Annotated in this window: 21 protein-coding genes and 1 pseudogene; 9 read left to right on the top strand and 13 right to left on the bottom strand. The window is 69.1% G+C overall.

All coding sequences use genetic code 11. The features are described 5' to 3' along the window. Positions 1-9: 9 nt before the first annotated feature. Positions 10-624, bottom strand: coding sequence for an LppP/LprE family lipoprotein (locus tag OQ968_RS07990; RefSeq protein WP_324676419.1), 615 nt, complete (start codon positions 622-624; stop codon positions 10-12). 93 nt (positions 625-717) lie between these two features. Here OQ968_RS07990 and OQ968_RS07985 point away from each other — a divergent pair, with 93 nt between their 5' ends. Together OQ968_RS07985 and OQ968_RS07980 are read left to right on the top strand one after the other, a co-directional pair. Then, on the top strand, positions 718-2,391 hold the full coding sequence (locus OQ968_RS07985) for a DEAD/DEAH box helicase (protein ID WP_324676417.1): 1,674 nt from the start codon (positions 718-720) through the stop codon (positions 2,389-2,391). After that, the gene (locus OQ968_RS07980; protein ID WP_324676415.1) at positions 2,388-3,527 is read left to right on the top strand and encodes an acyltransferase; all 1,140 of its coding nucleotides are present in this window, start codon (positions 2,388-2,390) and stop codon (positions 3,525-3,527) included. Before OQ968_RS07985 ends, OQ968_RS07980 begins: the two co-directional genes overlap by 4 nt. 22 nt (positions 3,528-3,549) lie before the next feature. Here the strand turns inward: OQ968_RS07980 and OQ968_RS07975 are convergent. From OQ968_RS07975 to OQ968_RS07950, 6 genes and pseudogenes are all read right to left on the bottom strand, one after another. Beyond that, positions 3,550-4,083, bottom strand: a pseudogene (locus tag OQ968_RS07975) (PPE family protein); the annotation flags it as partial. 154 nt (positions 4,084-4,237) lie between these two features. Next, the gene (locus OQ968_RS07970; protein WP_324676679.1) at positions 4,238-4,822 is read right to left on the bottom strand and encodes a TetR/AcrR family transcriptional regulator; all 585 of its coding nucleotides are present in this window, start codon (positions 4,820-4,822) and stop codon (positions 4,238-4,240) included. After that, positions 4,813-6,057, bottom strand: a complete 1,245-nt coding sequence (locus OQ968_RS07965; RefSeq protein ID WP_324676411.1) for a cytochrome P450 — start codon at positions 6,055-6,057, stop codon at positions 4,813-4,815. Before OQ968_RS07965 ends, OQ968_RS07970 begins: the two co-directional genes overlap by 10 nt. Positions 6,058-6,259: 202 nt before the next feature. Beyond that, positions 6,260-6,562, bottom strand: a complete 303-nt coding sequence (locus OQ968_RS07960) for a toxin (protein ID WP_324676408.1) — start codon at positions 6,560-6,562, stop codon at positions 6,260-6,262. Beyond that, a complete protein-coding gene (locus tag OQ968_RS07955) occupies positions 6,559-6,786 on the bottom strand; it encodes a ribbon-helix-helix protein, CopG family (protein ID WP_324676406.1) in 228 nt (75 codons plus the stop codon). Before OQ968_RS07955 ends, OQ968_RS07960 begins: the two co-directional genes overlap by 4 nt. A 42-nt stretch (positions 6,787-6,828) precedes the next feature. Then, positions 6,829-8,196 (bottom strand): FAD-binding oxidoreductase, encoded by a 1,368-nt coding sequence (locus OQ968_RS07950; RefSeq protein ID WP_324676404.1) that lies wholly within the window; start codon positions 8,194-8,196, stop codon positions 6,829-6,831. A gap of 65 nt (positions 8,197-8,261) precedes the next feature. Here OQ968_RS07950 and OQ968_RS07945 point away from each other — a divergent pair, with 65 nt between their 5' ends. After that, positions 8,262-8,858, top strand: coding sequence for an SHOCT domain-containing protein (locus OQ968_RS07945; protein WP_324676402.1), 597 nt, complete (start codon positions 8,262-8,264; stop codon positions 8,856-8,858). Positions 8,859-8,861: 3 nt separating this feature from the next. Here OQ968_RS07945 and OQ968_RS07940 read toward each other — a convergent pair whose 3' ends face one another. After that, positions 8,862-10,103, bottom strand: a complete 1,242-nt coding sequence (locus OQ968_RS07940; RefSeq protein WP_324676400.1) for an MFS transporter — start codon at positions 10,101-10,103, stop codon at positions 8,862-8,864. A gap of 72 nt (positions 10,104-10,175) precedes the next feature. On the opposite strand from OQ968_RS07940, the gene OQ968_RS07935 reads away from it, so the two are divergent. The 3 genes from OQ968_RS07935 to OQ968_RS07925 all read left to right on the top strand — a co-directional run bounded on the left by OQ968_RS07935 (position 10,176) and on the right by OQ968_RS07925 (position 13,293). Next, positions 10,176-11,003 carry a uracil-DNA glycosylase gene (locus OQ968_RS07935; RefSeq protein ID WP_324676398.1) on the top strand — a complete coding sequence of 276 codons (828 nt, stop codon included), beginning with the start codon at positions 10,176-10,178 and terminating at the stop codon, positions 11,001-11,003. 6 nt (positions 11,004-11,009) lie between these two features. Beyond that, positions 11,010-12,128: an FAD-binding protein gene (locus tag OQ968_RS07930; protein WP_324676396.1), complete on the top strand. Its 1,119-nt coding sequence runs from the start codon at positions 11,010-11,012 to the stop codon at positions 12,126-12,128. Between the two features lie 133 nt (positions 12,129-12,261). Continuing rightward, positions 12,262-13,293 (top strand): LLM class flavin-dependent oxidoreductase, encoded by a 1,032-nt coding sequence (locus tag OQ968_RS07925; RefSeq protein WP_324676677.1) that lies wholly within the window; start codon positions 12,262-12,264, stop codon positions 13,291-13,293. Positions 13,294-13,297: 4 nt separating this feature from the next. On the opposite strand, the gene OQ968_RS07920 is transcribed toward OQ968_RS07925, so the two are convergent. The 3 genes from OQ968_RS07920 to OQ968_RS07910 all read right to left on the bottom strand — a co-directional run bounded on the left by OQ968_RS07920 (position 13,298) and on the right by OQ968_RS07910 (position 18,206). Next, on the bottom strand, positions 13,298-17,218 hold the full coding sequence (locus tag OQ968_RS07920; RefSeq protein ID WP_324676394.1) for a bifunctional diguanylate cyclase/phosphodiesterase: 3,921 nt from the start codon (positions 17,216-17,218) through the stop codon (positions 13,298-13,300). A 102-nt stretch (positions 17,219-17,320) separates the two neighbouring features. Beyond that, positions 17,321-17,767 carry a nitroreductase family deazaflavin-dependent oxidoreductase gene (locus tag OQ968_RS07915; protein ID WP_324676392.1) on the bottom strand — a complete coding sequence of 149 codons (447 nt, stop codon included), beginning with the start codon at positions 17,765-17,767 and terminating at the stop codon, positions 17,321-17,323. A gap of 10 nt (positions 17,768-17,777) precedes the next feature. After that, on the bottom strand, positions 17,778-18,206 hold the full coding sequence (locus tag OQ968_RS07910; protein WP_324676390.1) for an HIT family protein: 429 nt from the start codon (positions 18,204-18,206) through the stop codon (positions 17,778-17,780). 197 nt (positions 18,207-18,403) lie between these two features. Here OQ968_RS07910 and OQ968_RS07905 point away from each other — a divergent pair, with 197 nt between their 5' ends. Beyond that, complete coding sequence (locus OQ968_RS07905; RefSeq protein ID WP_324676388.1) at positions 18,404-19,792, top strand: amidase; 1,389 nt, start codon at positions 18,404-18,406, stop codon at positions 19,790-19,792. Positions 19,793-19,808: 16 nt separating this feature from the next. Here OQ968_RS07905 and OQ968_RS07900 read toward each other — a convergent pair whose 3' ends face one another. After that, entirely contained in the window at positions 19,809-20,303 is a 495-nt protein-coding gene (locus OQ968_RS07900; RefSeq protein WP_324676386.1) for a DNA-deoxyinosine glycosylase, read from the bottom strand. 8 nt (positions 20,304-20,311) lie between these two features. On the opposite strand from OQ968_RS07900, the gene OQ968_RS07895 reads away from it, so the two are divergent. Both OQ968_RS07895 and OQ968_RS07890 read left to right on the top strand, forming a co-directional pair. Next, the gene (locus tag OQ968_RS07895) at positions 20,312-21,475 is read left to right on the top strand and encodes an adenylate/guanylate cyclase domain-containing protein (RefSeq protein WP_324676675.1); all 1,164 of its coding nucleotides are present in this window, start codon (positions 20,312-20,314) and stop codon (positions 21,473-21,475) included. Positions 21,476-21,767: 292 nt separating this feature from the next. After that, positions 21,768-22,337 carry a hypothetical protein gene (locus tag OQ968_RS07890; RefSeq protein ID WP_324676384.1) on the top strand — a complete coding sequence of 190 codons (570 nt, stop codon included), beginning with the start codon at positions 21,768-21,770 and terminating at the stop codon, positions 22,335-22,337. A gap of 72 nt (positions 22,338-22,409) precedes the next feature. Here the strand turns inward: OQ968_RS07890 and OQ968_RS07885 are convergent. Further along, positions 22,410-23,483: sensor domain-containing protein (locus tag OQ968_RS07885; RefSeq protein WP_324676381.1), on the bottom strand; the 1,074-nt coding region annotated here is incomplete at its 5' end.

Genomic DNA, 23,483 nt, shown 5'->3' with positions numbered 1-23,483 from the left:
ACGCCGCGCTCAGCGGCCGGCGGGGGTGTTACCGATGAGCTCGACCATGCTGCCATTCCAATGGAATCGCACGACGGTGTTCAGCCCGTTGATGCCGCCGGGGTAGGTCAGCGCCACCGTGTCGCCGGTGGTCTGCGACGCGTCGATGCCGTTGAAACCGTAGGTGTCGGGCACCCCCTGCGGGATGAACTGGCCCAGGTGGAACAGCACCGCCCTGGTGGTCGGATTGACGGCGTTGGTGTTGGCCTTGACGATCACCGCCGACAGCTGGGCGCACTGGTTGTAGTTGCCGGCCAGCGGCTCCGGGTTCCAGGGCTGCTGGCTGCGCGGGTCGCGGGGCAGATCCGAGACGACCTTGGCGATGGTGGGCGAGCTCAGGTTGACCGCGCACGGGTCCGCCGGGGCGCCGCCGCCGGGCGTGGCGGCCGCACCCGACGGCTGGCCGGGCGCGCCGCTGGGCGCGGCCGAGGTGGTCGGGGTCGTCGCCTGCGGGGTCTTCGCTACCGTCGAGTCCCCCGAACCGCAGCCGGTCAACGTCGCGCCGATCACGGCCGCAACTGACAGGGCGGACAGCGGCTCGACGGGGCAACGCAGCGACCACACAATCGCGCACCGTACCGTCATCGGGCTCGCGGGTGTGGCAGGCATGCCGCGCCCGGCCGCGCTCAGCCGCGTTCGGTCCGCTGAGCTCGCGATCCCCACTAGACTTCATGGACGATGACCTTCCCCGACAGCCCGGCCGAGGCTGTTTCTACGACGTTTGCCGACCTGCAGATCCATCCCTCCGTCTTGCGGGCGGTCGCCGACGTCGGCTACGAGTCTCCGACGGCCATCCAGGCCGCGACGATCCCGGCGCTGATGGCGGGTTCCGACGTAGTGGGGCTGGCCCAGACCGGCACTGGCAAGACGGCGGCCTTCGCGATCCCGATCCTGTCCAGGATCGACGCCACCAGCAACGCGACCCAGGCCCTGGTGCTGGCGCCGACCCGGGAGCTGGCGCTGCAGGTCGCCGAGGCGTTCAGCCGCTACGGGGCCCACCTGCCCAAGGTCAACGTGCTGTCGATCTACGGCGGGTCGTCGTACGGCGTGCAGCTGGCCGGGCTCCGGCGCGGGGCCCAGGTGGTGGTGGGCACCCCGGGACGGGTCATCGACCACCTGGAACGCGGCACGCTCGACCTGTCGCGGGTGGACTACCTGGTGCTTGACGAGGCCGACGAGATGCTCGCGATGGGTTTCGCCGACGACGTCGAGCGCATCCTGTCCGAAACGCCGGAATACAAGCAGGTCGCACTGTTCTCCGCGACCATGCCGGCACCGATCCGCAAGCTCACCGCCAAGTATCTGCACGATCCGCTGGAAGTCAGCACAAAGGCGAAAACCGCCACCGCCGAGAACATTTCGCAGCGCTACATCCAGGTCGCCGGGCCGCGCAAGATGGACGCGCTCACCCGCGTCCTCGAGGTGGAGCCGTTCGAGGCGATGATCGTGTTCGTGCGCACCAAGCAGGCGACGGAGGAGGTCGCCGAAAAGCTACGTGCCCGAGGGTTTTCCGCGGCCGCCATCAACGGCGACATCCCGCAGGCGCAGCGCGAGCGGACCATAGCCGCGCTGAGAGACGGCGGCATCGACATCCTGGTCGCCACCGACGTGGCCGCCCGCGGGCTGGACGTGGAGCGGATATCGCATGTCGTCAACTACGACATCCCGCACGACACCGAGTCCTATGTGCACCGCATCGGGCGCACCGGCAGGGCCGGGCGTTCGGGGACGGCGCTGTTGTTCGTCGCCCCGCGGGAACGCCACCTGCTCAAGGCGATCGAAAAGGCAACGCGGCAAACGCTGACCGAGGCCGCGCTGCCCACCGTCGAGGACGTCAATGCGCAGCGGGTGGCGAGATTCGCCGATTCCATCACCGACGCGCTCGGCGCCCCGGGAATCGAACTGTTCCGCAAGCTGGTCGAGGACTACGGACGTGAGCACGACGTCCCGATGGCCGACATCGCCGCGGCGCTGGCGCTGCAGTCCCGCGACGGCGAGGAGTTCCTGATGGCGCCCGACCCGCCGCCCGAGCGGCGCCGCGAACATCGGGATCGCCGCGAGAAGCCAAGGCAGACACGGCCATTCAGCACCTACCGCATTTCGGTGGGCAAGCGCCACAAGATCGGGCCGGGCGCGATCGTCGGCGCCATTGCCAACGAGGGCGGCCTGCACCGCAGCGATTTCGGCCACATCGCCATCGGGCCGGATTTCTCGCTGGTGGAGCTGCCGGCGAAACTGCCGAAGGCGACGCTGAAAAAGCTTGAACGCACCCGCATCTCGGGCGTTCTCATCGACCTTCGGCCCGACCGGTCGCCCGGCAAGACCAAACAACGCGGAAAACGTGCCGGATGACCCTGTCCGAGGAAAGAGACGCCCAGGGCGGCCTCGAACAGGTCGCCCACGTGGACCGGGTCGCGTCGCTGACCGGCATCCGCGCGGTCGCCGCCATCCTGGTCGTCGGCACTCACGCCGCCTACACCACCGGCAAGTACACCCACGGATATTGGGGCCTGGTCGGTTCCCGGATGGAGATCGGCGTGCCGATCTTTTTCGTGCTGTCCGGCTTCCTGCTGTTTGGTCCGTGGGTGAAATCGGCGGCGACGGATGGACCGCCACCTTCGCTGAGTCGCTATGCGCGCCACCGGGTTCGGCGCATCATGCCCGCCTACGTCATCACCGTGCTGATTGCCTACGTCCTGTACCACTTCCGCGAGGCCGGACCCAACCCCGGACATTCGTGGATGGGGCTGCTGCGCAACCTCACCCTGACGCAGATCTACACCGACGGCTACCTCGGCAAATACCTGCATCAGGGCCTGACCCAGATGTGGAGCCTGGCCGTGGAGGCGGCGTTCTACCTCGTGCTGCCCGCGCTGGCATACGTGCTGCTGGTGCTGGTCTCCCGGCGGCGCTGGCAGCCGAGGCTGGTGATCGGCGCCCTGGCCGCGATGGCGTTGATCAGCCCGGCCTGGCTGGTCCTGGTGCACACCGACCACTGGTTCCCCGACGGTGCCCGGCTGTGGCTGCCGACCTACCTGGCCTGGTTCCTCGGCGGCATGCTGCTGACGGTGCTGCAGCGGATGGGCGTGCGGTGCTACGCGTTCATGGCGATACCGCTGGCAATCATCTGTTACTTCATCGTCTCCACCCCGATCGCGGGGGCGCCCACCACGTCGCCGGCGACGCTGGGGGAGGCGCTGTACAAGACGTGCTTCTACGCGGTGATCGCCGTGTTGGCGGTGGCGCCCCTGGCCCTGGGCAACCAGGGGCTGTATTCGCGGCTGCTGGCCAGCCGGCCGATGGTGTGGCTGGGCGAGATCTCCTACGAGATCTTCCTGATCCACCTGGTGACCATGGAATTCGCCATGGACTACGTGGTGCGCGCCCGCGTTTACACCGGCTCGATGCTGTACCTGTTCGTCGCGACGCTGGTCGTGACCATCCCACTGGCCTGGCTGCTGCACCGGTTCACCCGCGTGCGGGACTGAGCGCGGTCGGCTACACGGCCACCAATGTGGGGAGGTTCTCCCGCAGCGGCTCCAGCGGGGCCAGGCCGGCCCAGGCGGACGATGCCCCGGCGTGATAGTTGGTCATCGCCGTCACGTCCTGGGCCCACATCTCCTCGTAGTGGGACTCGGTGGCCGCGATCGCCGGAGTGTTGAGCCCCAAGAAGTTCGTGCTCGCCAGCGTCGCCAGCAGGGTCCGGTTGGCCGCGACCGCCTGCGTGGGCACGGTGTCGGCCTGCGCCGCCTCGAACGAGGCCGCCACCGCCGCGGCCTGGGCGGCCGCCCGCTCGGTGTGGCCGGCCGCCGCGATCAGCCATGCGGTGTAGGGCGCGGCCACGGCCGCCATCGCCGCCGCGGCGGGTCCCTGCCATGTCTGTCCCGACAGGTTCGACGTCACCGACCCGAAGGCGTTCGCCGCCGCCCGCAGTTCGGCGGCCAGGCCACTCCAGGCCGACGAGGCAGCGAGCATGGGTGCCGAACCCGCACCGGTTTGTATGAGTGCCGAATTCACCTCGGGCGGCAAACAGGGATAAGTCACTGCCCGTCCTTCCTCAGTGGCGCGCGCAAGAGACCACTGCAACTTCCAGGTCTTGTCCCCACCGACCGTTCTGCGACGGTCAATTGGTCAACATAGCGCGGCCCCGCCGCCCAGTTGGGCGGTTTGGCGGAATCGCCCAATTTGAGATGCCGCGCTAGCGACGACGGGCGGCGGCCGGCGTGACGATCGGGACGACGAACTCCTCGATCATCGCCCGCTCGTCGGCGTCATCCCGGCCCGGGTACATCAGCAGCGAGGTGATCACCCGCACCACCCACCGAGCCCGGCGTTCGACGGTCGCGGGATCTTCGGGACCGAGCGAGCTGAGGAACGCGGCGGCCAGGGCGGTGATCACCTCCGACTTTTCGGCCACCTCGCCGCCGATCGGGGGGCGGGTGGTGGCGAACCAGGACGCCAGCGCCGCGCTCTCGCGGACCATCCGCAACGCCCCGGTGATGCTCGCGACCAATCGGTCGCGCGGGTCTTCGATGCCGTCGATCTTCTCCTTGATCGCGCGGCTTAGGCGGCGCGCCTCGCGATGCACGTACGCGGTGCGCAGCGCCTCGCGGTTCTCGAAGTAGCGGTACAGCGTCGCGCGGGAACAGCCTGCGGCCCTGGCGATTTCGTTCATTCCGATCGATGCCTGGTCGCGCAGCGTGTAGAGCTCCTCGGCGGCGTCGAGGATCCGGTCCACGGCCGCTTCGCCGCGGTGCGAGGCCAGCCAGTCGGTCATCGGGATTTCAGCGTGAACGGCACCGACAGCGGACGCCGCACGTAGCTGCCTCCGGCCCATACGATCGCGGACTCGTCCACCTCGAAATCCGGGCAGCGGGCCAGCAATTCGGTCAGCGCCACCCGGGACTGCATCCGCGCCGCCGCCGCGCCGAGGCAGTGGTGCGCCCCGTGGCTGAACGTCAGGATGTTGCGCGGGCAACGGGTCACGTCCAACTCGCCGGCTTCCGAACCGTATTGGCGTTCGTCGTGATTGGCCGACGCGTAGAGCAGCAGCACCTTGCGGCCGGCCGGGATCGTCGTGTCGCCGATCGCGACGTCGCGGGTGGCCGCGCGCGCCAGCCCCTGCACCGGCGAGGTCATCCGGAGCAGCTCCTCGACGGCGTCGGGGATCAGTTCGGGGTTGTCCACCAACAGCTTTCGCTGGTCGGGACGCCGGTGCAGCAACGGCATCGACCCGCCCAGCATCCCCGTCACGGTGTCGTTGCCGCCGGTGACCATCGTGAACGTGAACGCCAGGATCGACAGGGTGCCGGAGATGTCGCCGTCGGCGCCGACCCCGGCGGCGACCAGGTGCGAGACGGTGTCGTCCTCGGGTTCCGTCCGGCGCCGCTCGATCAGCCGGGTGAAGTACGCCATCATCGACCCGACGGCATCGCCGAGGGTGTCCAGCGCCCCGGCGACGCCGCCCTCGGCGGTGTTGGCGGCGACGATGGCCTGGGTCCAGCCGTCGAATTGCGACCGATCCTCCTCGGGCACACCAAGATAGTGCGCGACGACCATCGACGGCAGCGGCTTGAACAGCTCGGTGACGATGTCGCCGCCGCCGTCGGTGCGCAGCCTCTCGATGTGCTCGACGACGAACTCGCGCACCTTGGGCTCCACCGCCTCCACCTGACGCGGCGTGAATCCGCGCGACACCAGCTTGCGAAACTCGGTGTGCACCGGCGGATCCTGCATGACGAACGGCGGATTGTCCTGCAGCCCAATCATTTCCAGGTCGCCATAGCTGACCGTCAGCCCCTGCGCCGACGAGAACGTCTCGTGGTCCCGGGCCGCCGCCCACACGTCGGCGTGCCGGGACAGCACGTAATAGTCGTCCTCGGGGTGCTTCGGGGGAACGACGTGGTGCACCGGGTCGTGGTCGCGCAGCGCGCGGTACATCGGCCACGGGTTCGGCCAGGTGTCGGCGGTGGGCAGCTGGAACCGGACCGGTGCGCTGTGAGACATCACGGCAGACATGTCTCATCTGTAAGGCATCCCGATAGATATGTCAACCCTGCGAGCCCCATTGCCCAAATCCGCCGGCCCGATGGTCTAACTGCCCGCGGTTAGCAGCAAAGCTGGGGTCCGGCCGTTGCCGCGGCGTCGAAGGCCGGTTATGCGAGTGCAGGGTCCCATGGTTGTGGCGACAATGCCGCCGATTTCCGATTGCGCTGGGTTGTCAGGTAACGAGTGCTGTGACGGTCGTAGTCGTTTCAGCGAGCGCCGGGGCGCCGATATTACCGATGGGTTCATCGAGGGCGGCGACAGGAAGCCACTGGATGAGCTCCGGTAGGACAACCCCTTTGGGTTGCTGCACCGTGACGATCATAGCCATTGTGCCGCTGGGGATTTCACCGGGAACAAAGGGGCAGGTGATGACTCGCCCGGTAGCGGCTGCAAGGTGAATCGCGTTGGAGAGGACGATCACATACAGCTCCTGGTCGGTGTCGCGACGTGGCGTGATGTCTCCGGGCGTGATCACAGCCCGGCGCCCCGATTCGCCCGATAAACCTTCTCCGCGTAGGCGTCGATATCGAGGGCTGGCACAGTGTGTACGGTGTAGTTCTCCAGCGAGATTCGGAGATGCTCATTGTGCAGGGCTCGTTCGATCATCTCTGAGCGATTCAGCCCGGCCGCCTGGGCGTCCGCATCGGCCGCCGCCAGTACGGCCTGATCGATCGTGACTGAAATCTTGTCTTTCGCCATACCACATATCCTACTTTAAGTAGGACAATCGTTGTGCGCGAGCTAGATCGCCGCGCCGGGGTTGAGGATGCCCAACGGGTCCAGCGCCTGCTTTATGCGCCGGTTCAGGTCCATCGCCTCGGGTCCCAGGTACCCGTCCAGCCAGGGCCGCTTCAAGCGGCCGACGCCGTGCTCACCGGTGATGGTGCCGCCGAGGCCGACGGCCAGGTCCATGATCTCGCCGAACGCGACATGAGCGCGCTCCGTCATCGCGGCGTCGGCGGGGTCGTACACGATCAGCGGGTGGGTGTTGCCGTCACCGGCATGGGCGATGACCGAGATCATCAGGTCGCGCTCGGCGGCGATGCGGGCGATCCCGGTGACCAGCTTGCCCAGCGCCGGCAGCGGCACGCCGACGTCTTCGAGCAGCAGCGACCCCTTGGCCTCCACCGCCGGGATGCAGAACCGGCGGGCGGCGACGAAGGCCTCGCCCTCGTCGGGGTCGTCGGTCGAAAACACTTCCGTCGCATGGTTTTCGGCGAATATCGCGGCCATCAGCTCGGCGTCCTGGAACGCCGCGCGCCCCCTTTCGTCGGAGCCGGCCACCAGCATGGCGGCCGCGCCACGGTCCAGGTCCATGCGCATCGTGTCCTCGACGGCGTTGATCGCCACCGAGTCCATGAACTCCAGCATTGCCGGCCGCATCCGCGCGGCGACCCCGAGCACCGCGTCGACCGCCGACTCGACGGAGGCGAAGGTGGCCACCACGACGCTCGAGGTGTTCTGCGCGGGCAGCAGCCGCAGCGTCACCTCCGTGATGACGCCCAGCGTGCCCTCGCTGCCCACGAACAGCTTGGTCAGGCTGAGCCCCGCCACGTCCTTCAGCCGCGGGCCGCCCAGCCGGACCGCGGTGCCGTCGGCCAGCACCACCTGCACGCCCAGCACATAGTCCGTGGTGACGCCGTACTTCACGCAGCACAACCCGCCCGCGTTGGTGGCGATGTTGCCGCCGATGCTGCAGATCTCGAACGACGACGGATCGGGCGGATACCACAGGCCGTGCTCGGCGGCGGCCTTCTTCACCTCGGCGTTGAACAGCCCGGGCTGACACACCGCGGTGCGGGTGACCGGGTCGACGGTGATGTCGCGCATCTTCTCCGTCGACAGCACGATCCCGTTGTCCAGCGCGGTCGCCCCGCCCGACAGGCCGCTGCCGGCGCCCCGGGGCACCACCGGCACCCGGTTGGCGGTGGCCCAGCGCAGCACCGTCTGCACCTCCTCGGTGCTCCGCGGCCGGACGACGGCCAGCGGCTTGCCAGCCGACGGGTCGAAGGCGCGGTCCTGGCGGTAGCCCTCGGTGATGGCGGGATCGGTGACGACGGTCCCGTCGGGCAGCCCTGCGATCAGCTCGGCCAGGACGTCAGCAGTCACGACCCGATCCTACGGGCCTGTCGGCGCTGTACAGTTGAGCGATTCTCCGAAAGGTCGGGTCAACGGTGTTCGGACGCAGAGATCTCAGCAAAGTCGGCACCCGCGCGTTCGCGGAGGTCCTGGCCGCCGAGCAGTCGGCGGTCTCGGTCACCGTCGGCAACCCGAACCTGGTCGGCAACACCGAGGTTCGCTGGAAGCTGCTGCTGCGGGTCACCCCCGAGGCTGACGCGCCGTTCGAGGCCACCGTCACGGCGCTGCTACCACAGCTGAGCCCGCCGCGCCCGGGCCTGAGGCTGCCGGTGCTCTACGACCCGAATGACCACAGCCGCGTGCAACTCGATCGCCGGCCGGGCGCCGCGGCCGATGCGGCCATTGACGCCGTGACCTCGGCCCGCCCCGACCTGGCGGGTGGTCAGGTTATGGGCATGCCGATGACCGATGTCATCCGCCGGGCCATCGCCGACCCCACCGCGTTCCGCGAAGAGATGATGCGGCGCGGCGCCGAGATGCAACAGCAGGCGTTCGGCGCGATGCAGGCGGCGCAGGCCCAACCGGCCGCTGATCCGGTCGATCGGCTTGAGCGACTGGCCGCGCTGAAAGACCGCGGGCTGCTCACCGATGAGGAATTCGAGCAGCAGAAGCGCAGGATCCTCGGCGACTGAAAATCACCGCTGCGAATCCGCTGCGACCTCCGGTGAGCGGTCCAGCTCGCGCAGCGACGGCAGCCCGCACGCGACGAGCCCGAGCACCAGGATGGGCACCGCCAGCGTCAAGAACGTGGCACGCAGCCCGGCGGCGTCGGCCAGCGGACCCGCCACCAGCAAGCCCACCGGTCCGGCGGCGTAGGTCAGTCCCGTCATCACCCCGACCACGCGGCCGCGCAGGCGATGCGGGGCCCGCGTCTGGATCATGTAGTTGTAGATCGGCTGGATCGGACCGTAGACCAGGCCGGTCAGCGCGCACAGCGCCAGGATCACCGGCAGCGGCGGCAGGAACGCGATGCCGGCCGTCGCGGCGCCGAAGGTGAGGGTCGCGGTCAGCAGGGCGGTGCGTCGCCGCGTGTGCCTCGACAGCACGGCGTAGCCCAGCGCGCCCGCCACGCCGCCGATCGCCAGCGCCATCAGCGCCCAGCCCAGCTGCGCGGGCTGGTGCCGGTCGGCGAAATACTTTGGGAACAGCACGCTTTCCATCGGCAGGTAGAGCGCGGTGACGGTCAGGTCGATCAACCCGAGGGTGCGCAGCACCCGCAGGTTCCAGACGAATCGCATCCCCTCGGCGATGCCGGACACCAACCCGTCGGGCCGGGTCGCGTGGTGCGGCCTGCCGGCGCCCTCGAGCCGCAGCGCCCCGATCGCCAGGATCGACAACCCGAAGAAGCCCGCCGTGACCCACATCGTGTTGACGCCGCCGACCGTGGCGATCATCAGGCCGCCGATGCCGGGGCCCACCATGAAGCCCAGGTTGAGAATCGCCTCGTAGCCGCTGTTGATCCGGTCGAGCGACCAGCCCGCGCGGGCGGCGGCCTCGGGCAGCATCGACTGGCGCGCGGTCGTCCCGGCCGGGTCGAAAGCGGCCGCGCAAAAGGCCAATACGGCCAGCATCACCAGATTGATCGCGTCGGCACCGAACAACCAGGCGATCAGCGGGACGGCGGCCACCGCGGTGCCCGACAGCGAGTCGGAGACGAGCGAAACCCGGCGGCGGCCGAAAAAGTCGACCGCCGCGCCGGCGACCAGTGTGGAGACCACCAGCGGCAGCGTCATCGCGGCGGCGACGACCGACGCGTCGCGCGCGCTGTGCTGGTGCTGCAACGCCAGCCAGGGGAACGCGACGATCGAGATGCCGGTACCCGCCGTCGCCATCAGCGTGGCGAACAGGATCAGTAACGCCGGGCCGCTGCTTTTCATGGGATATCGCGGCTGAATGTAGCGCCAAACCGATACCAGCTACCACCGAATTTCACCGCCGTCCCCGCGTGAATGCAGGATGTTCATGTGCTCGCCCATCCGAACACCGGCCAGCGGTTCGGCTCTCCCGTCGCGCCCGGCAGCGGTTGGCCGGGCGACCCGGCCACTCCGCGGACCCCGGTGGCGGCCGATCCCGCCCAGGTCGTCACGCTGGCGGCCCGGGCCGGCTCCATACCGGAGCTCGACGCCGTGATCAGCGTGTGCCGGGCCTGCCCTCGGCTGGTCCGTTGGCGCGAGGAGGTCGCCATCGTCAAGCGGCGGGCCTTCGCCGACCAGCCGTATTGGGGGCGGCCGGTGCCGGGCTGGGGATCGGAGCACCCGCGGCTGCTGATCGTCGGCCTGGCGCCCGCCGCGCACGGCGCCAACCGGACCGGACGGATGTTCACCGGCGACCGGTCCGGCGATCAGCTCTATGCGGCGCTGCACCGGGCCGGGCTGGTCAACCAACCGACCAGTGTCGACGCCGCGGATGGCTTGCGCGCCAACCGGATCCGCATCACCGCGCCGGTGCGGTGCGCGCCACCGGACAACGCCCCGACGCCGGATGAGCGCATCACCTGCTCGCCCTGGCTCGACGCCGAATGGGGCCTGGTGTCCGACGACGTCCGCGCCATCGTCGCCCTGGGCGGATTCGGCTGGCAGGTCGCCCTGCGCATGTCGGGTGCGTCCGCGCGGCCCAGGCCGAAATTCGGCCACGGCGCCGTCGCGGAGCTGCCGTCGGGCGTGCGCCTGCTCGGCTGCTACCACCCGAGCCAGCAAAACATGTTCACCGGTAGGCTGACTCCCTCAATGCTCGACGACATCTTCATCGACGCCAAGAGGCTGGCAGGAATCAAGTGATCCCCCATGTCTGAGGTGCTGGTTTCGGGAGCCAGCGTCGCCGGCACGACGTTGGCGTATTGGCTTGCCCGCCATGGCCATTCGGTCACCGTCGTGGAGCGCCATCCGGGCCTGCGCCCGGGCGGTCAGGCGATCGACGTGCGCGGCCCGGCGCTGACCGTGCTGGACCGCATGGGCCTGCTGGCCGCCGCCGAGGAGCGCAAGACCCGAATCCGGGGTGCCTCCGTCGTCGACCGGGACGGCAACGAGCTGTCCCGGGACACCAAGTCGACCCCGACGGGTGGTCCCATCGACAACCCCGACATCGAGCTGCTGCACGACGACCTGGTCGAATTGCTGTACGGGGCAAGCCAATCGGGGACCGAGTACGTGTTCGACGACAGCATCGTGGATTTGGACAACCGGGGCGCATCGGTCGACGTGACGTTCGAACGCGCGCCCGACCGCAGCTTCGACCTGGTCATCGGCGCCGACGGCCTGCATTCCAACGTGCGCGGGCTGGTCTTCGGTCCGGAGGAGCGGTTCATCAAGCGGCTGGGGACATTCGCGGCGATCTTCACGGTGCCCAACTTCCTGAACCTGGACCACTGGCAGGTCTGGCATTACGGGGACGCCTCGATGGCCGGGGTGTACAGCGCTCGCGACAACACCGAGGCGCGGGCCATGTTGGGCTTCATGGACCCCGAGCTGACCATCGACTACCGCGACACCGAGGCCCAGTTCGCCGAGTTGGAACGACGGATGGCCGGCGACGGCTGGGTGCGCCCGCAACTGCTCGAGTACATGCGTTCGGCACCGGATTTCTACTTCGACGAGATGTCGCAGATCGTGCTGGACCACTGGTCGATCGGCAGGGTGGCCCTGGTGGGAGACGCCGCCTACTGCTGCTCACCGTTGTCGGGCCAGGGGACCAGCGTCGCGCTGCTGGGCGCCTACATCCTGGCCGGCGAGCTCGCGGCCGCCGGCGACGACCACGGCCTCGGCTTCGCCAGCTATTTCAGGGAATTCAACGGCTACGTCAAACGCACCCAGTGGCTGGCCACCGACAACGTTCCGGGCGGCGCGCCCATCTCGCAGCAGCAGTTCGACGCCGTCGTCGGCTCGATCACGCTCAAGGACTACTGACCGCTATCCACGGCGTTGACTCTGCGCTCAGGGAGGAGTTTTGCGGGTGGGGTCCGCCCTGACCGCAGAGTCAAAGCCGCAGGTGCCGGGCGCCCGCGGGAACGTTCCCACGGCCGCGGGCGTTGACGTCATCGTGCGACTCTCCGTCCTCGACCTCGTCCCGGTGCGCACCGACCAGACGACCTCCGACGCGCTGGCGGCCACCGTGGCGCTCGCGCAGGCCGCCGACCGGCTGGGTTTCACCCGCTACTGGGTCGCCGAACACCACAACATGCCGTCCGTGGGGGCCACCAGCCCGCCGGTGCTGATCGCCTATCTCGCCGCGCAGACCTCGCGGGTGCGGCTCGGGTCGGGCGGCGTGATGCTGCCCAACCACGCGCCGCTCGCGGTGGCCGAGCAGTTCGCGCTGCTGGAAGCCGCCGCCCCGGGCCGGATCGACCTGGGCATCGGCCGGGCGCCGGGCTCCGACCCGGTGACGTCGTATGCGCTGCGCGGCGGGCGGGACGATCGCGACATCGAGAACTTCCCCGAATACCTCGACGACGTGGCCGCGCTGATGAGCCCGCGCGGGGTGCGGGTGCCGCTGCGTTCCGGGGATTACATCCTCAAGGCGACCCCGGCCGCCGCGACCGAACCGCGCCTGTGGCTGCTGGGATCGTCGATGTACTCGGCGCACCTGGCCGCGGCCAAGGGGCTGCCGTACGTGTTCGCCCACCACTTCTCCGGCAAGGGCACCGAGGAGGCGCTCGAGCTCTACCGATCCCGCTTCGTGCCCAGCAAGCTGGCGGCCGAGCCGGTGACATTCTTGACGGTCAATGCCGCGGTTTCCGAAACCCACGACGAGGCAACGGCTTTGATGCTGCCCAACCTGCAGATGATGGCCAGGCTGCGGACCGGGGAACCGCTCGGGCCGGTGCCGCTGGTCGAGGAGGCCCAGGCCGCGGAGCTGACGCCGCAGCAGCAGCGCATCGTGGAAAGCGGCCTGCAACGCGCCGTGCTGGGCACGCCCGCGGAGGCCGCCGAGCAGATGCGGGCGCTTGCCGAACGGTTCGGCGTCGACGAGGTGATGGTGCACCCGGTCGCCTCGGCCCACCGCGGCACCGCGCCCGCCACCGCGCCGGCCCGCGTGGCCACGCTGGAGCTGCTGGCCAAAGAGCTCTTCTGATCGATCAGTCGCTCACTCCCGCTTCGGATTTCGAATCCGAGCCGGGCACGTGGCTGATGATCCACCGCTGTAACTCATCGGCGGGCAACGGCGGGCTGTGCACGAAGCCCTGCGTGATCGTGCAGCCGTAGCGCCGCAGCGCGCTCAACGTGATCTCGTCTTCGACCCCCTCGGCGACGAGTTCGGCGCCGAGGCTACGGGCCAACGCCACCGTGGAGCGCACGATGGCCACCGACCGCGGGTCCTCGGCCAGCCGCGCCACGAATATCCGATCGAGTTTCAGCTCGTCGACCGAGACATCCTGCAGGCGTGCCAGCGACGACCACCCGGTGCCGTAGTCGTCGATCGAGATGCGAACGCCGATGCGCTGCAGCTCGGCCACCGTATTTCGGGATCGCACCGAGTCGACGAGCGCGCTCTCGGTGATCTCGACGATGAGGGCGTCGGCGGGCAGGTTGTGGGCTCGCAACAGCCCCTCGATGGTGCCGACCAACTCGAGGTCGAGCAGGTTCGTCGTCGAAAGGTTCACCGCGACGGTCAGCGGCATGCCCTGCGCGCGCCAGGAATCAATCCGTTCGAGGGCTCGGCCGACGGTGCGCTTGGCCACCTTCCGCATCAGCCCGGCGCGTTCGGCGGCGGGCAGAAATTCCTCCGGCAGCAGCAATCCGCGGGTGGGATGGTGCCAGCGCAGCAGCGCCTCGACGCTGTGCACGCTGCCATCGCTCGCGTTGATCTTCGGCTGGTAATACAACGTCAGTTCGTCGCCGTCGAGCAGCGCCGCGCGCAGCTCCTCGATCACGTTGGGGTCGTTGTCGCGGTACAGCTCGAACGCCGTGTCATACACCGCGATATTGCCTTTGGCGGTCTTGGCCTGCGGGACGGCCGTCTCGGCCCGGCTCAGCAGCTCCTGTGGATGGTCGCAGTGGTCCGGGCAGAGCGCGATGGCGATGCAGGCGTCGACTTGCATGGTGATCGGATCCAGTGCGAACGGTTCGCTCAGGGCCTCGAGCAGCCGACCCGCCTGCGCGCGTGCGGCAATGAGGTCGGACCCCTCGCTCATCAGGATTGCGAACTCGTCATCGCCGGTGCGGGCGAGCAGGTCCTCGCGACGCACGCACCGCGACAGGCGATTTGCGATGTGGCACAACAGCTCGTCACCGAAGTGGCGGCCGATCGAGTCGTTGATCTCGTGAAACTCGCAGAGCTTCACGATCAGAAGCGCTTGACGTGCCGACGTCGCCCGGGTCGACGCCCGCGTCGGCGCGGGTGCCGCCGATTCGGCGCCGGACAGCGCGGTCAGCGCCGTCGCCAGTGATCGCCGATTGGGCAGCGCGGTCAGCTCGTCGGTCATCGCGCGCTTGTGGCTTTCGGCCAGCATGCTCACGTCCCGGAAGGTCACCGAAAATCGCGCGGTGACCGCGATCAGGCTCAACGCCGCCAGCGTCGCCGCCAGGCCTGAGCGGTGACTCAGGACGACGACCCCCAGCGCCACGACCGTGCATGCCACCGGCGTGGCGTAGGAGCCCAGCCCGCGCCTCGGCAGCGGTGCCGCCGCGGATTTGGGTGGGCAACTGGCCATCGCCACCAGTAAGGACGAAGCGGGCCACAGCGCGTCGAGCGCGCTGCCGACCCGGTACGAGCCCGCGGAGGTCTGGAAGAGATACGCCGTATCCGCGATCGCAAAACCGATGAAGCCCGCGATCAGCAGACCGCAGCGAAACCCGTTGCGCCGGCCGAGTATCGGCAGCATCCCGGCGGCCACGGCCAACAGCACGAGATCACCGCACGGATAGACCAAACCGATCAGCACGGTCGCCGGCACGCGTTTCGCGGCCGCGTGGATGGGTCCCGCCCACAGCGCCACGGCCACCGCGGCGGTGGTCAGCCCGCACACCAGCGCATCCAGCCGGATCGGAGTCGGCACCCGCGTCAGGCGTTCCCGCAGGACCAGCATGAGCCCGGCGAACACCAGCGGGTAAAACGTCAGGTACGCGGGATCGGCCACCGATGGTGACTGACCGTCGGGCACCCAGAGGTCGTAAACGATGTCGCCCATCGCCGAACATGCCATACCGGCCGCGATCAGAACCCAACCCAAGCGGTCGGCCCTGATGCGGTACGCGCGAACGGCAATCAGCGCTGCCGCCAACAGGTTCAACGCCGCGTAGGAGGACTTGGAGAAGATGCTGTGGCCCGCGCTCGGGTTGAGAATGCTCGTTGTCGCGAAAGCGATCACACCGATCGCCAGGATTCCGAAGGCAATCCGGATCGCTGTGGGGCTCCGCGGAATGCCTTTCGACGCATCGGTGGTTTGCTCCGGTTTTGCCGGTGCGGTTTCGGGGATCAACGTGGACGACGGCGCCTGCTCGCCGCCCGCCGCCGGTGAGCCGGTCACCTGCGGGAACCTGTAGGGGAAGGGCAGATCGGGAACAAAGCTCCGGATGCATTGGCCGCCTTCGCGTTTCGCGGCGTACATGGCCAGGTCGGCGTGCCGGAGCAGCTGGTCGACGGTGCAGCCGGATGCGGCGGTGGCCGCCGTGAACCCGATGCTCGGACGCACGGCCACCGGAACGCCGTCGATCACGATCGCCGGGGCGAACGCGTCGAGGACCCGCTGCGCCGCCGCCTGCGATTCCTCGACGGAACCCTCGACCAGCACCGCGAATTCGTCACCGCCGAGGCGCGCGACGGTGCCCGTTTCGCCCAGCGCGGCGGTGATCCGCCCGGCGACCCGGATCAGCAGCTCGTCACCGGCCGGATGGCCCAGGGCGTCGTTGACCAACTTGAAGTTGTCGAGGTCGAGGCACAACACCGCGATCGGCGCCGCGTCGTGTCGTTGGCGGGCGACGGCTTGTTCCATTCGCTGGATGAAGTGCGCGCGATTGGAGATGCCCGTCAGGCTGTCGCGAAAGGCCTCCCGCGCGACTTCGGAAAGCAGACTCTGGTTTTCGACGAGCACCACGAACTGCCGGGCGAGTACCGCGGCGACCAGGATTCCCGCCAGGACGGGCAGCGGTCCGTGCCCCGCCTGGTTCACCGTGTAGCGCCAACCGACCCCGACGGCCAGCAGCAGCGGCAGGTAAGGCAACCACAGCAGCGCGGGTGCCAACGTCTTTTTCCGCGGTTCCGCCGTGGGCGACTCGGTGACGCTGGCCAGGCCGGCCAGCGTCATCATGCCCAGTCCGGCCACCCTGCCCAGGTCGGCGAGGGTGCCGCCGTGATAGCTGCCGATCCCGGTCTCGAACACCATCGCGATGTCGGCGACGGCGATCGTGCCGATTCCGCCGGCCAGCAGGCTTCGGCTCGGCCGGTCGCCGGGACGCGCCCTCGACAGCATCAGGATCGCGGTCGTCATCAGAACGACGTCGGCGAAAACCTGCGTGATCGTCGCGAGCCGCGAGCCGGTGTCCACCCGCAGTTGTTTGTCGAGGACGAATGCCCACGAGATGACGAACAACGACGTCGCCAGGATGAGACCGTCCAGCACCACCCGGCGCGGACTGTGGCGGGAGAGATGGGACAACAGCGCCAAGGACGCCAGCGCGCCGATCGGATAGAGGAGCGACGCGGCCTCGGCCGTGGCCGGGTGCATGGCGTGCTCCACTTCCGGGCGAACCTCGTAAACCGCCCAGATAACCGTGCCCGCCGCCCAGCCCAGGAGGCCCGTCATCAGCGTCAGCCAGCCGAGCCTGCGGCGGCGTTCGACCGCTGCGCGAGCCGCGTGGCCGGCTGCGGCCGCCGCGACCAGGAGGCACCCCACCAACACCGCTTCGTCGACCGGCCGAGGTATGCGCGCGTCGTTCCACCCCGACATCGACGAGGCCGCGACCAGCGCCGCCGCGGCGCCATACCCCCCGACGACGAGCCAGCCGACGCGCGCGGGCAGCCCGAGGCGCCGCCACGGACTTCCCGTCCAGCGATTCATAGCCGCCCAAACCTGTCTTTGCTTTGCGGTGGACGCCGGAAAGGCGTCACTGCGCTAGTGCAGAATAAACCGCCGGGCGCACTCGGGGTGCCACTACCAGGTCTACTGACGCGGGGTCAACGCGAAGATCGGAATCGCCCGCGACGTCCGGCGTTGGTAGCTGGCGTAGCGATCCGAGTTGTTCTTGTTGACCAGTTCCCACAGCCGTGGGTAGTCGGGATCGTCCGGGGTGAGCCGGCGTGCGGTCACTCCGAACCGCTTGGGGCCGACGTTGATTTCACACTCCGGGCGCTTGCGCAGGTTGTGGTACCAGCCCGGGAAGCGCTCGGCGCCGCCGTTGGACGCGACGATCAGATACGAGTCGCCGACGCGCGCATACGTCAGCGAGGTGGTGCGCGGCTGCCCGGTTTTGGCGCCGACCGTGTGCAGCAGCAGGCTGGGTGGCGCGCCCGGTACGCGATGCCCGATCCGGCCGCTGGTCTTTCGGTAGAGCATGTCGTGCAGACGCAATAACGGCACGCCCATGAACTGCTCTAACGGTTTGGTCATCCGCCCAGTCTTACTGACTGGCGTCGATCCGGGCCAGGGCCTCGCGCAGGATCCGGCCGGTGGCGTCCCGGTCCGGGTCGCGGCGCAGCAGCATCCCCTTGGCGACCGAGAGCTTGTCGCCGTTGCGCCGCGGCAGCACATGCAGATGAATGTGCAGCACCGTCTGGAAGGCCGCCGGGCCGTCGTTGATCGCGATGTTTGTCGCGTCGGCCAGCTCGGTCGCGCGCGCCGCGCGGGCGATGCGCTGGCCGATGCCGATCATCTCGGCCAGCGTCTGCGCCGGGGTGTCCGTGAGGTCGACGGTGTGGCGTTTGGGCAGCACCAGGGTGTGGCCGCGAGTGAACGGGCGGATATCCAGGATCGCGAGATGGTCCTCGTCTTCGTAGATCCGGATGGCCGGTGCTTCCCCGGCGACGATCGCACAGAATACGCAGGACATGCCGCCACGGTACTGGTTCGCTCGTGCGGCGTGTGCCCAAGGCGTTGGCTGTGTGTCCAGGGCGTTGGCTGTGAGCCCACGGCTTTGGCAATGAGCCCACGGCGAATTCCGGCCGGATTTGCGCCCAGGCTTCACTTTCAAAGCCCACGCTTCACAGTCAATGCCGGGGCCAGGGGACGGCGGGATAGGCTGCCGCAGTGGACGCTCGCGATCTCGCCTTCGCCGGCGCGGCCGCGCAGGCCCGGATGCTGGCCGACGGCGAACTGACCGCCCCGGAGCTGCTCGAGGTTTACCTGGAACGCATCGCGCGCCTGGACAGCCAGCTGCGCTGCTACCGCGTCGTGTTGTCGGACACCGCCCGCCACGAGGCCGCGGCGGCGCAGGACCGCCTCGATGCTGGTGAGCGGCTGCCCCTGTTGGGTGTGCCGGTCGCGATCAAGGACGACGTGGACGTCGCCGGCGAGGTGACGACGTATGGCACCGGCGCTCACGGTCCGGCCGTGACCTCCGATGCGGAGGTGGTTCGCCGGCTGCGCGCCGCGGGCGCGGTCATCCTCGGCAAGACCAATGTGCCCGAGCTGATGATGTTCCCCTACACCGAGTCGCTGACGTTCGGGACCACCCGCAACCCGTGGAACCCCAGGCGCACCCCGGGCGGCAGCAGCGGGGGGAGCGCCGCCGCGGTAGCCGCCGGGCTGGCTCCGCTGGCGCTGGGATCCGACGGCGGCGGCTCGATCCGGATCCCCGCGACGTGGTGCGGGCTGTTCGGGCTGAAGCCGCAACGCGATCGGATCTCGCTGGAGCCCCACGACGACGCGTGGTACGGGCTGAGCGTCAACGGCCCGCTCGCCCGGTCGGTCATGGACGCCGCGCTGTTCCTGGACGCGACGACGACGGTGCCCGGTCCCGAGGGAGAGTTCGCGGCCGCCGCGGCGCGTCATCCCGGCAGGCTGCGAATCGCGTTGAGCACCAAGGTCCCAACGCCGCTGCCCGCCCGGGTGGGGACGCGACAGCGTGCGGCGGTCGACGAGGCCGGCGCGCTGCTTCGCGACCTGGGCCACGAGGTCGTCACGCGCGACCCCGCATATCCGGCCGCGCTCTACTCGAATTACCTGCCCCGCTATCTGCGCGGCATTTGCGACGACGCGGACGCTCAGCCCCACCCGGACCGGCTCGAGCCGCGAACCCGAAACATGGCCCGCGCGGGATCGTTCTTCTCCGACCGGCGGATGGCCGCGCTGCGCACCCGGGAGGCATCGCTCGCCAACCGCGTCCAGTCGATCTTCGACGACGCCGACGTCGTCGTGACCCCCGGCAACGCGGCGGGCCCGTCGCGCATCGGCGCCTACCAACGCCACGGCGCGGTGTGGACGTTGATGGCGGTGTCGCAGCGGGTTCCCTATCAACAGGTCTGGAACCTGACCGGCCAGCCGGCCGCGGCCGTGCCGTGGGACTTCGACGGCGACGGGCTGCCGTTGGCGGTGCAGCTGGTCGGCCGGCCCTACGACGAGGCGACGCTGCTGTCGCTGTCGGCGCAGATCGAGGCGGCGAGGCCGTGGGCCCATCGCCGACCGCCGGTGTCATGACGGTGCCGGACGCTGTCTAACGCGCCGAAATCACCCGCCAGACGGCCAGCTTGGCGCCGGGTCGCACGGCGTGGGCCGGGCTGGTCGACGGCAGCCGCTGATAGTGGACGCCCTCGACGGGTCGGGCCAGCCTGCGGTACAGGTCCGCGGCCTTGGCGCCATTGAAGTAGACCCGCGCGATGGCCGGGTGATCGGCGAAGAACTCGCTAAAGTCGTTGGCTACCACGGTTTTCGGGTCGATCGCCGAGTCCGCGCTGCCGACCCGATGGCACGCGCGCAGCACGTCCCAGAGGGCTATGCCGTGGGATCGCAACGCGGCCAGCCGCGAGTCGTACGCCGCGTTGGCGTCGATCCCGAAAAGCTCACCGACGATCGGCCAGAACGCATTTCGCGGGTTCGCGTAATACTGTCCGGCCGACAGCGATCGGGCGCTCGGAAACGAGCCCAGGATCAACACCGAGGCGTGGTCGTCGACGACCGGCGGGAGTCCCCGAAGCAGCGGTGCGCTCATCGCTGCACATCATCGCGCAGGCGCTGTACGTTGGCCACGTGGACGAGGATCTGCTCGACGGGCTCGAGGGCACAGCGCGCGCAGAGCGTGCGGAACTCGTGGAGTGGCTGCTCGAGCAGGGCATCACCGCGGACGAGATCCGGACGACCAACCCCCCGCTGCTGCTGGCCAGCCGCCACCTGATCGGCGACGACGGCACCTACGTGTCCACGCGGGAGATCAGCGAAACCTATGGCATCGACCTGGAGCTGCTGCAGCGAGTGCAGCGCGCCATCGGCCTGGCCCGCGTCGACGATCCCGATGCGGCCGTGCACATGCGCGCCGACGGCGAGGCCGCCGCGTTGACCCAGCGATTCCTCGAACTCGGGCTGGATCCCGACAAGCTGGTGCTCGTGGTCCGGGTGCTCGCCGAAGGCCTGTCGCGCACCGCTGAGGTCATGCGTTTCACCGCGTTGTCGGCGATCATGCGGCCCGGAGCCACCGAGCTGGAAATCGCCAAGGGATCCAAGGCGCTGGTCGGCCGGATCGCGCCGCTGCTCGGACCGCTGGTCGAGAACATGCTGTTCATGCAGCTGCGCCACACGATGGAAACCGAGGCGGTCAACGCCGCGGAGCGGGCCGCCGGCAAGCCGCTGCCGGGCGCGCGCCAGGTCACCGTCGCTTTCGCCGATCTCGTCGGTTTCACCCGGCTCGGCGAGGCGATCCCGGCCGAAGACCTGGGTCACCTCGCCAGCCGGCTGGGCCACCTCGCCCGTGACGTGACCGCACCGCCGGTCCGATTCATCAAGTCGATCGGCGACGCGGTGATGTTCGTCTGTCCCGAACCGGACCCACTGCTGGATGTCGTGCTGAAGCTCGTCGACACCGTCGACAGCGACAACGACTTTCCCCGGTTGCGGGCGGGAGTCGCCTCGGGGATGGCGGTCAGCCGGGCCGGGGACTGGTTCGGCAGTCCGGTCAACATCGCCAGCCGGGTGACCGGAGTGGCGCGCCCGGGCACCGTGCTGGTCGCCGACTCGGTCTGGGAGGCCCTCGGCGATGCCGGCGATTTCGAGGGGTCGTTCGCCGGGGCGCGCCGCCTCAAGGGCATCAAGAACGAAGTCAAGCTGTTCCGGATTCGTCGCGGCGGTGACCCCGACGCCTCGCGCAACCGCGCGACCTCAACTACGTAGCACGAATAGGGGCAGGCCCGGGCGACTCTGGGGGGCGTTGGACTTTTGTCCACGCGGCCGGTTTCTAACCCCTTGTTCCGGCACTTCGACACGGTCGCTTCCGGGCCTGCTTCAGCTCCCAAAAATACGCCCTCCGACGATGCATATCAACGCTTTTCCGCGGCGGATAACGGCGCCGCGCCAGCGTTTTTCGCATGCGCGCCGCCGGGCGCGGGTCGCCCGGAAGCCGAGACTCGGTTCGCTGCGAGCGAACGCGGTTCCATTAATCATGCAACGGTGTAATTATGTAATGATGAAATCACATCACACCGGCGGCCGGCGTTACGGCCGCCCCGGGGGCTGGCAGCAGGCCCAGCAACCCGATGCCAGCGGCGCCGCGGAATGGTTCGCCGGACGCCTGCCCGAAAAGTGGTTCGACGGCGATCCCACGGTCATCGTCGACCGCGAGGAGATCACGGTCATCGGCAAGCTGCCCGAGCCCGACGGCGAGGAGAGCGACGCCCGCGTCGAAGGCCGGGTGTCCCGGTTCCGCGAGGAGACCCGCTCCGAGCGGATGCGCATCGCCGACGAGGCTCAGGATCGCTACCGGCGCAAGGTTTCCTGGGGCGTCGAGGTCGGCACCAAAGACGGCACGGAGCGAATCCTGTTCACGCACATCGCGGTACCGGTGATGACGCGCCTGAAGCAGCCGGAGCGCCAAGTGCTCGACACCCTGGTCGACGCCGGTGTCGCCCGGTCCCGCGCCGACGCGCTGGCCTGGGCGGTCAAGCTGGTCGGCGAGCACACCGAGGAGTGGCTCGCCAAGCTGCGCAGCGCGATGTCGGCGGTGGACGATCTGCGCGCCCAGGGGCCGGACCTTTAACCTTCACTAGCCTTCACGAAAGACGCGGTGCCGCTTCGGCATTGACGCGGTGCCGGCCGGCCGGCGATCCGGCTACTCGTTGTCGATCTTCGCGACGATCTTGTCGGTGATTTCGCCGCCCTGATCGCTGATGTGATAGCCGCACGCATTGACGTCGACGATCACGTTGTTCGCCTGACTCATCGCGCGCTGGCACTCCCAGCCGTCGGCGGCTTCCTGGGTGTCCAGCACCGTCATTTTCGGTGGGGCGCCGTTGATTTGGGCGAACGTCCACCTGTACGTCTTGCCCTTGTTCGTCACGGTCACCGTCTTGCCGGCGCAGCCCTTCCACTTGCCGGCCGCGGTCTGCATGAACGACTTGGCCTTCTCGGCAGACGGGAACAGGACCACGGCCTGGTTGACCCAGTGGTCGTAGTTGTCGCCCGGCTCGGACGAAACCAGCCCGCTCACACCGGTATAGCCCGACCCCGCGTACACAGGGTCCTGGCTGGTGTAGAGCGCGCCCTGGCAGTCCGGCGACGACAGCGTCACCGACGAGGTGTCCATCGACTGGATGGGTTTACCGGGCTCCATGGTCGACGAACCCATGATCGCGTTGATCTCCGACGGGCTCAACAGGAGCGCGCTCAGACGCTGCGCCGGTATCGGGTCGGGAGGCGGCGGCGCCGGTTTGGGCCGGGCGATCAGCCAGATGCCCACACCGCCGGCGGTGAGGATGACGACGGCGGCGATGGCGGCGGCGATGAGGGGCCAGGGGTTGCGTTTGGGTTTGGGTGGTTGCTGCCAGGGGGTGGCCCCCCAGTTGGGGCCGGCGGCTTGGTAATACCCGGGGGCCGGGGTGGGTTGGCCGGTTGCCGGGATGGGCCCGCTCGGCGGCCCCCACGATTGGCCGCTTTGCCCGGCCGACGGCTGGGCCGCCGCGGTCGGCGCCGCCGGCGACGACGGCGGTGCCGGTGTGGGTGACGACGGCGGCGCGCTGGGGGGCGCCTCGGTCGGGGTGGCCGCCGTACCCACCGGCAGGGTGGCCTCTTGGCTGCGCCGCAAAATGTTGGCGGCGTGGTCCTGGTCGGGATCCGACAGCGCCTCGTGAGCAGCCAGGGCCAGATCACCAGCGCTGGCGAAGCGGTCCTCGGGTTTTTTGGCCAT

The organism is Mycobacterium sp. 663a-19 (assembly GCF_035616495.1).
Taxonomy (GTDB): domain Bacteria; phylum Actinomycetota; class Actinomycetes; order Mycobacteriales; family Mycobacteriaceae; genus Mycobacterium.
The sequence above is the reverse complement of the archived record's forward strand: the minus strand, read 5'-3'. Positions and strand labels throughout refer to the sequence as shown.

What these genes read in the sequence shown, in the direction of transcription:
- OQ968_RS07990 (WP_324676419.1), bottom strand. Translation starts at nt 624, where the DNA reads ATGACGGTACGGTGCGCGATTGTGTGGTCGCTGCGTTGCCCCGTCGAG.
- OQ968_RS07985 (WP_324676417.1), top strand. Translation starts at nt 718, where the DNA reads ATGACCTTCCCCGACAGCCCGGCCGAGGCTGTTTCTACGACGTTTGCC.
- OQ968_RS07980 (WP_324676415.1), top strand. Translation starts at nt 2,388, where the DNA reads ATGACCCTGTCCGAGGAAAGAGACGCCCAGGGCGGCCTCGAACAGGTC.
- OQ968_RS07965 (WP_324676411.1), bottom strand. Translation starts at nt 6,057, where the DNA reads ATGTCTGCCGTGATGTCTCACAGCGCACCGGTCCGGTTCCAGCTGCCC.
- OQ968_RS07955 (WP_324676406.1), bottom strand. Translation starts at nt 6,786, where the DNA reads ATGGCGAAAGACAAGATTTCAGTCACGATCGATCAGGCCGTACTGGCG.
- OQ968_RS07940 (WP_324676400.1), bottom strand. Translation starts at nt 10,103, where the DNA reads ATGAAAAGCAGCGGCCCGGCGTTACTGATCCTGTTCGCCACGCTGATG.
- OQ968_RS07935 (WP_324676398.1), top strand. Translation starts at nt 10,176, where the DNA reads ATGCAGGATGTTCATGTGCTCGCCCATCCGAACACCGGCCAGCGGTTC.
- OQ968_RS07930 (WP_324676396.1), top strand. Translation starts at nt 11,010, where the DNA reads ATGTCTGAGGTGCTGGTTTCGGGAGCCAGCGTCGCCGGCACGACGTTG.
- OQ968_RS07920 (WP_324676394.1), bottom strand. Translation starts at nt 17,218, where the DNA reads ATGAATCGCTGGACGGGAAGTCCGTGGCGGCGCCTCGGGCTGCCCGCG.
- OQ968_RS07915 (WP_324676392.1), bottom strand. Translation starts at nt 17,767, where the DNA reads ATGACCAAACCGTTAGAGCAGTTCATGGGCGTGCCGTTATTGCGTCTG.
- OQ968_RS07910 (WP_324676390.1), bottom strand. Translation starts at nt 18,206, where the DNA reads ATGTCCTGCGTATTCTGTGCGATCGTCGCCGGGGAAGCACCGGCCATC.
- OQ968_RS07900 (WP_324676386.1), bottom strand. Translation starts at nt 20,303, where the DNA reads ATGAGCGCACCGCTGCTTCGGGGACTCCCGCCGGTCGTCGACGACCAC.
- OQ968_RS07890 (WP_324676384.1), top strand. Translation starts at nt 21,768, where the DNA reads ATGAAATCACATCACACCGGCGGCCGGCGTTACGGCCGCCCCGGGGGC.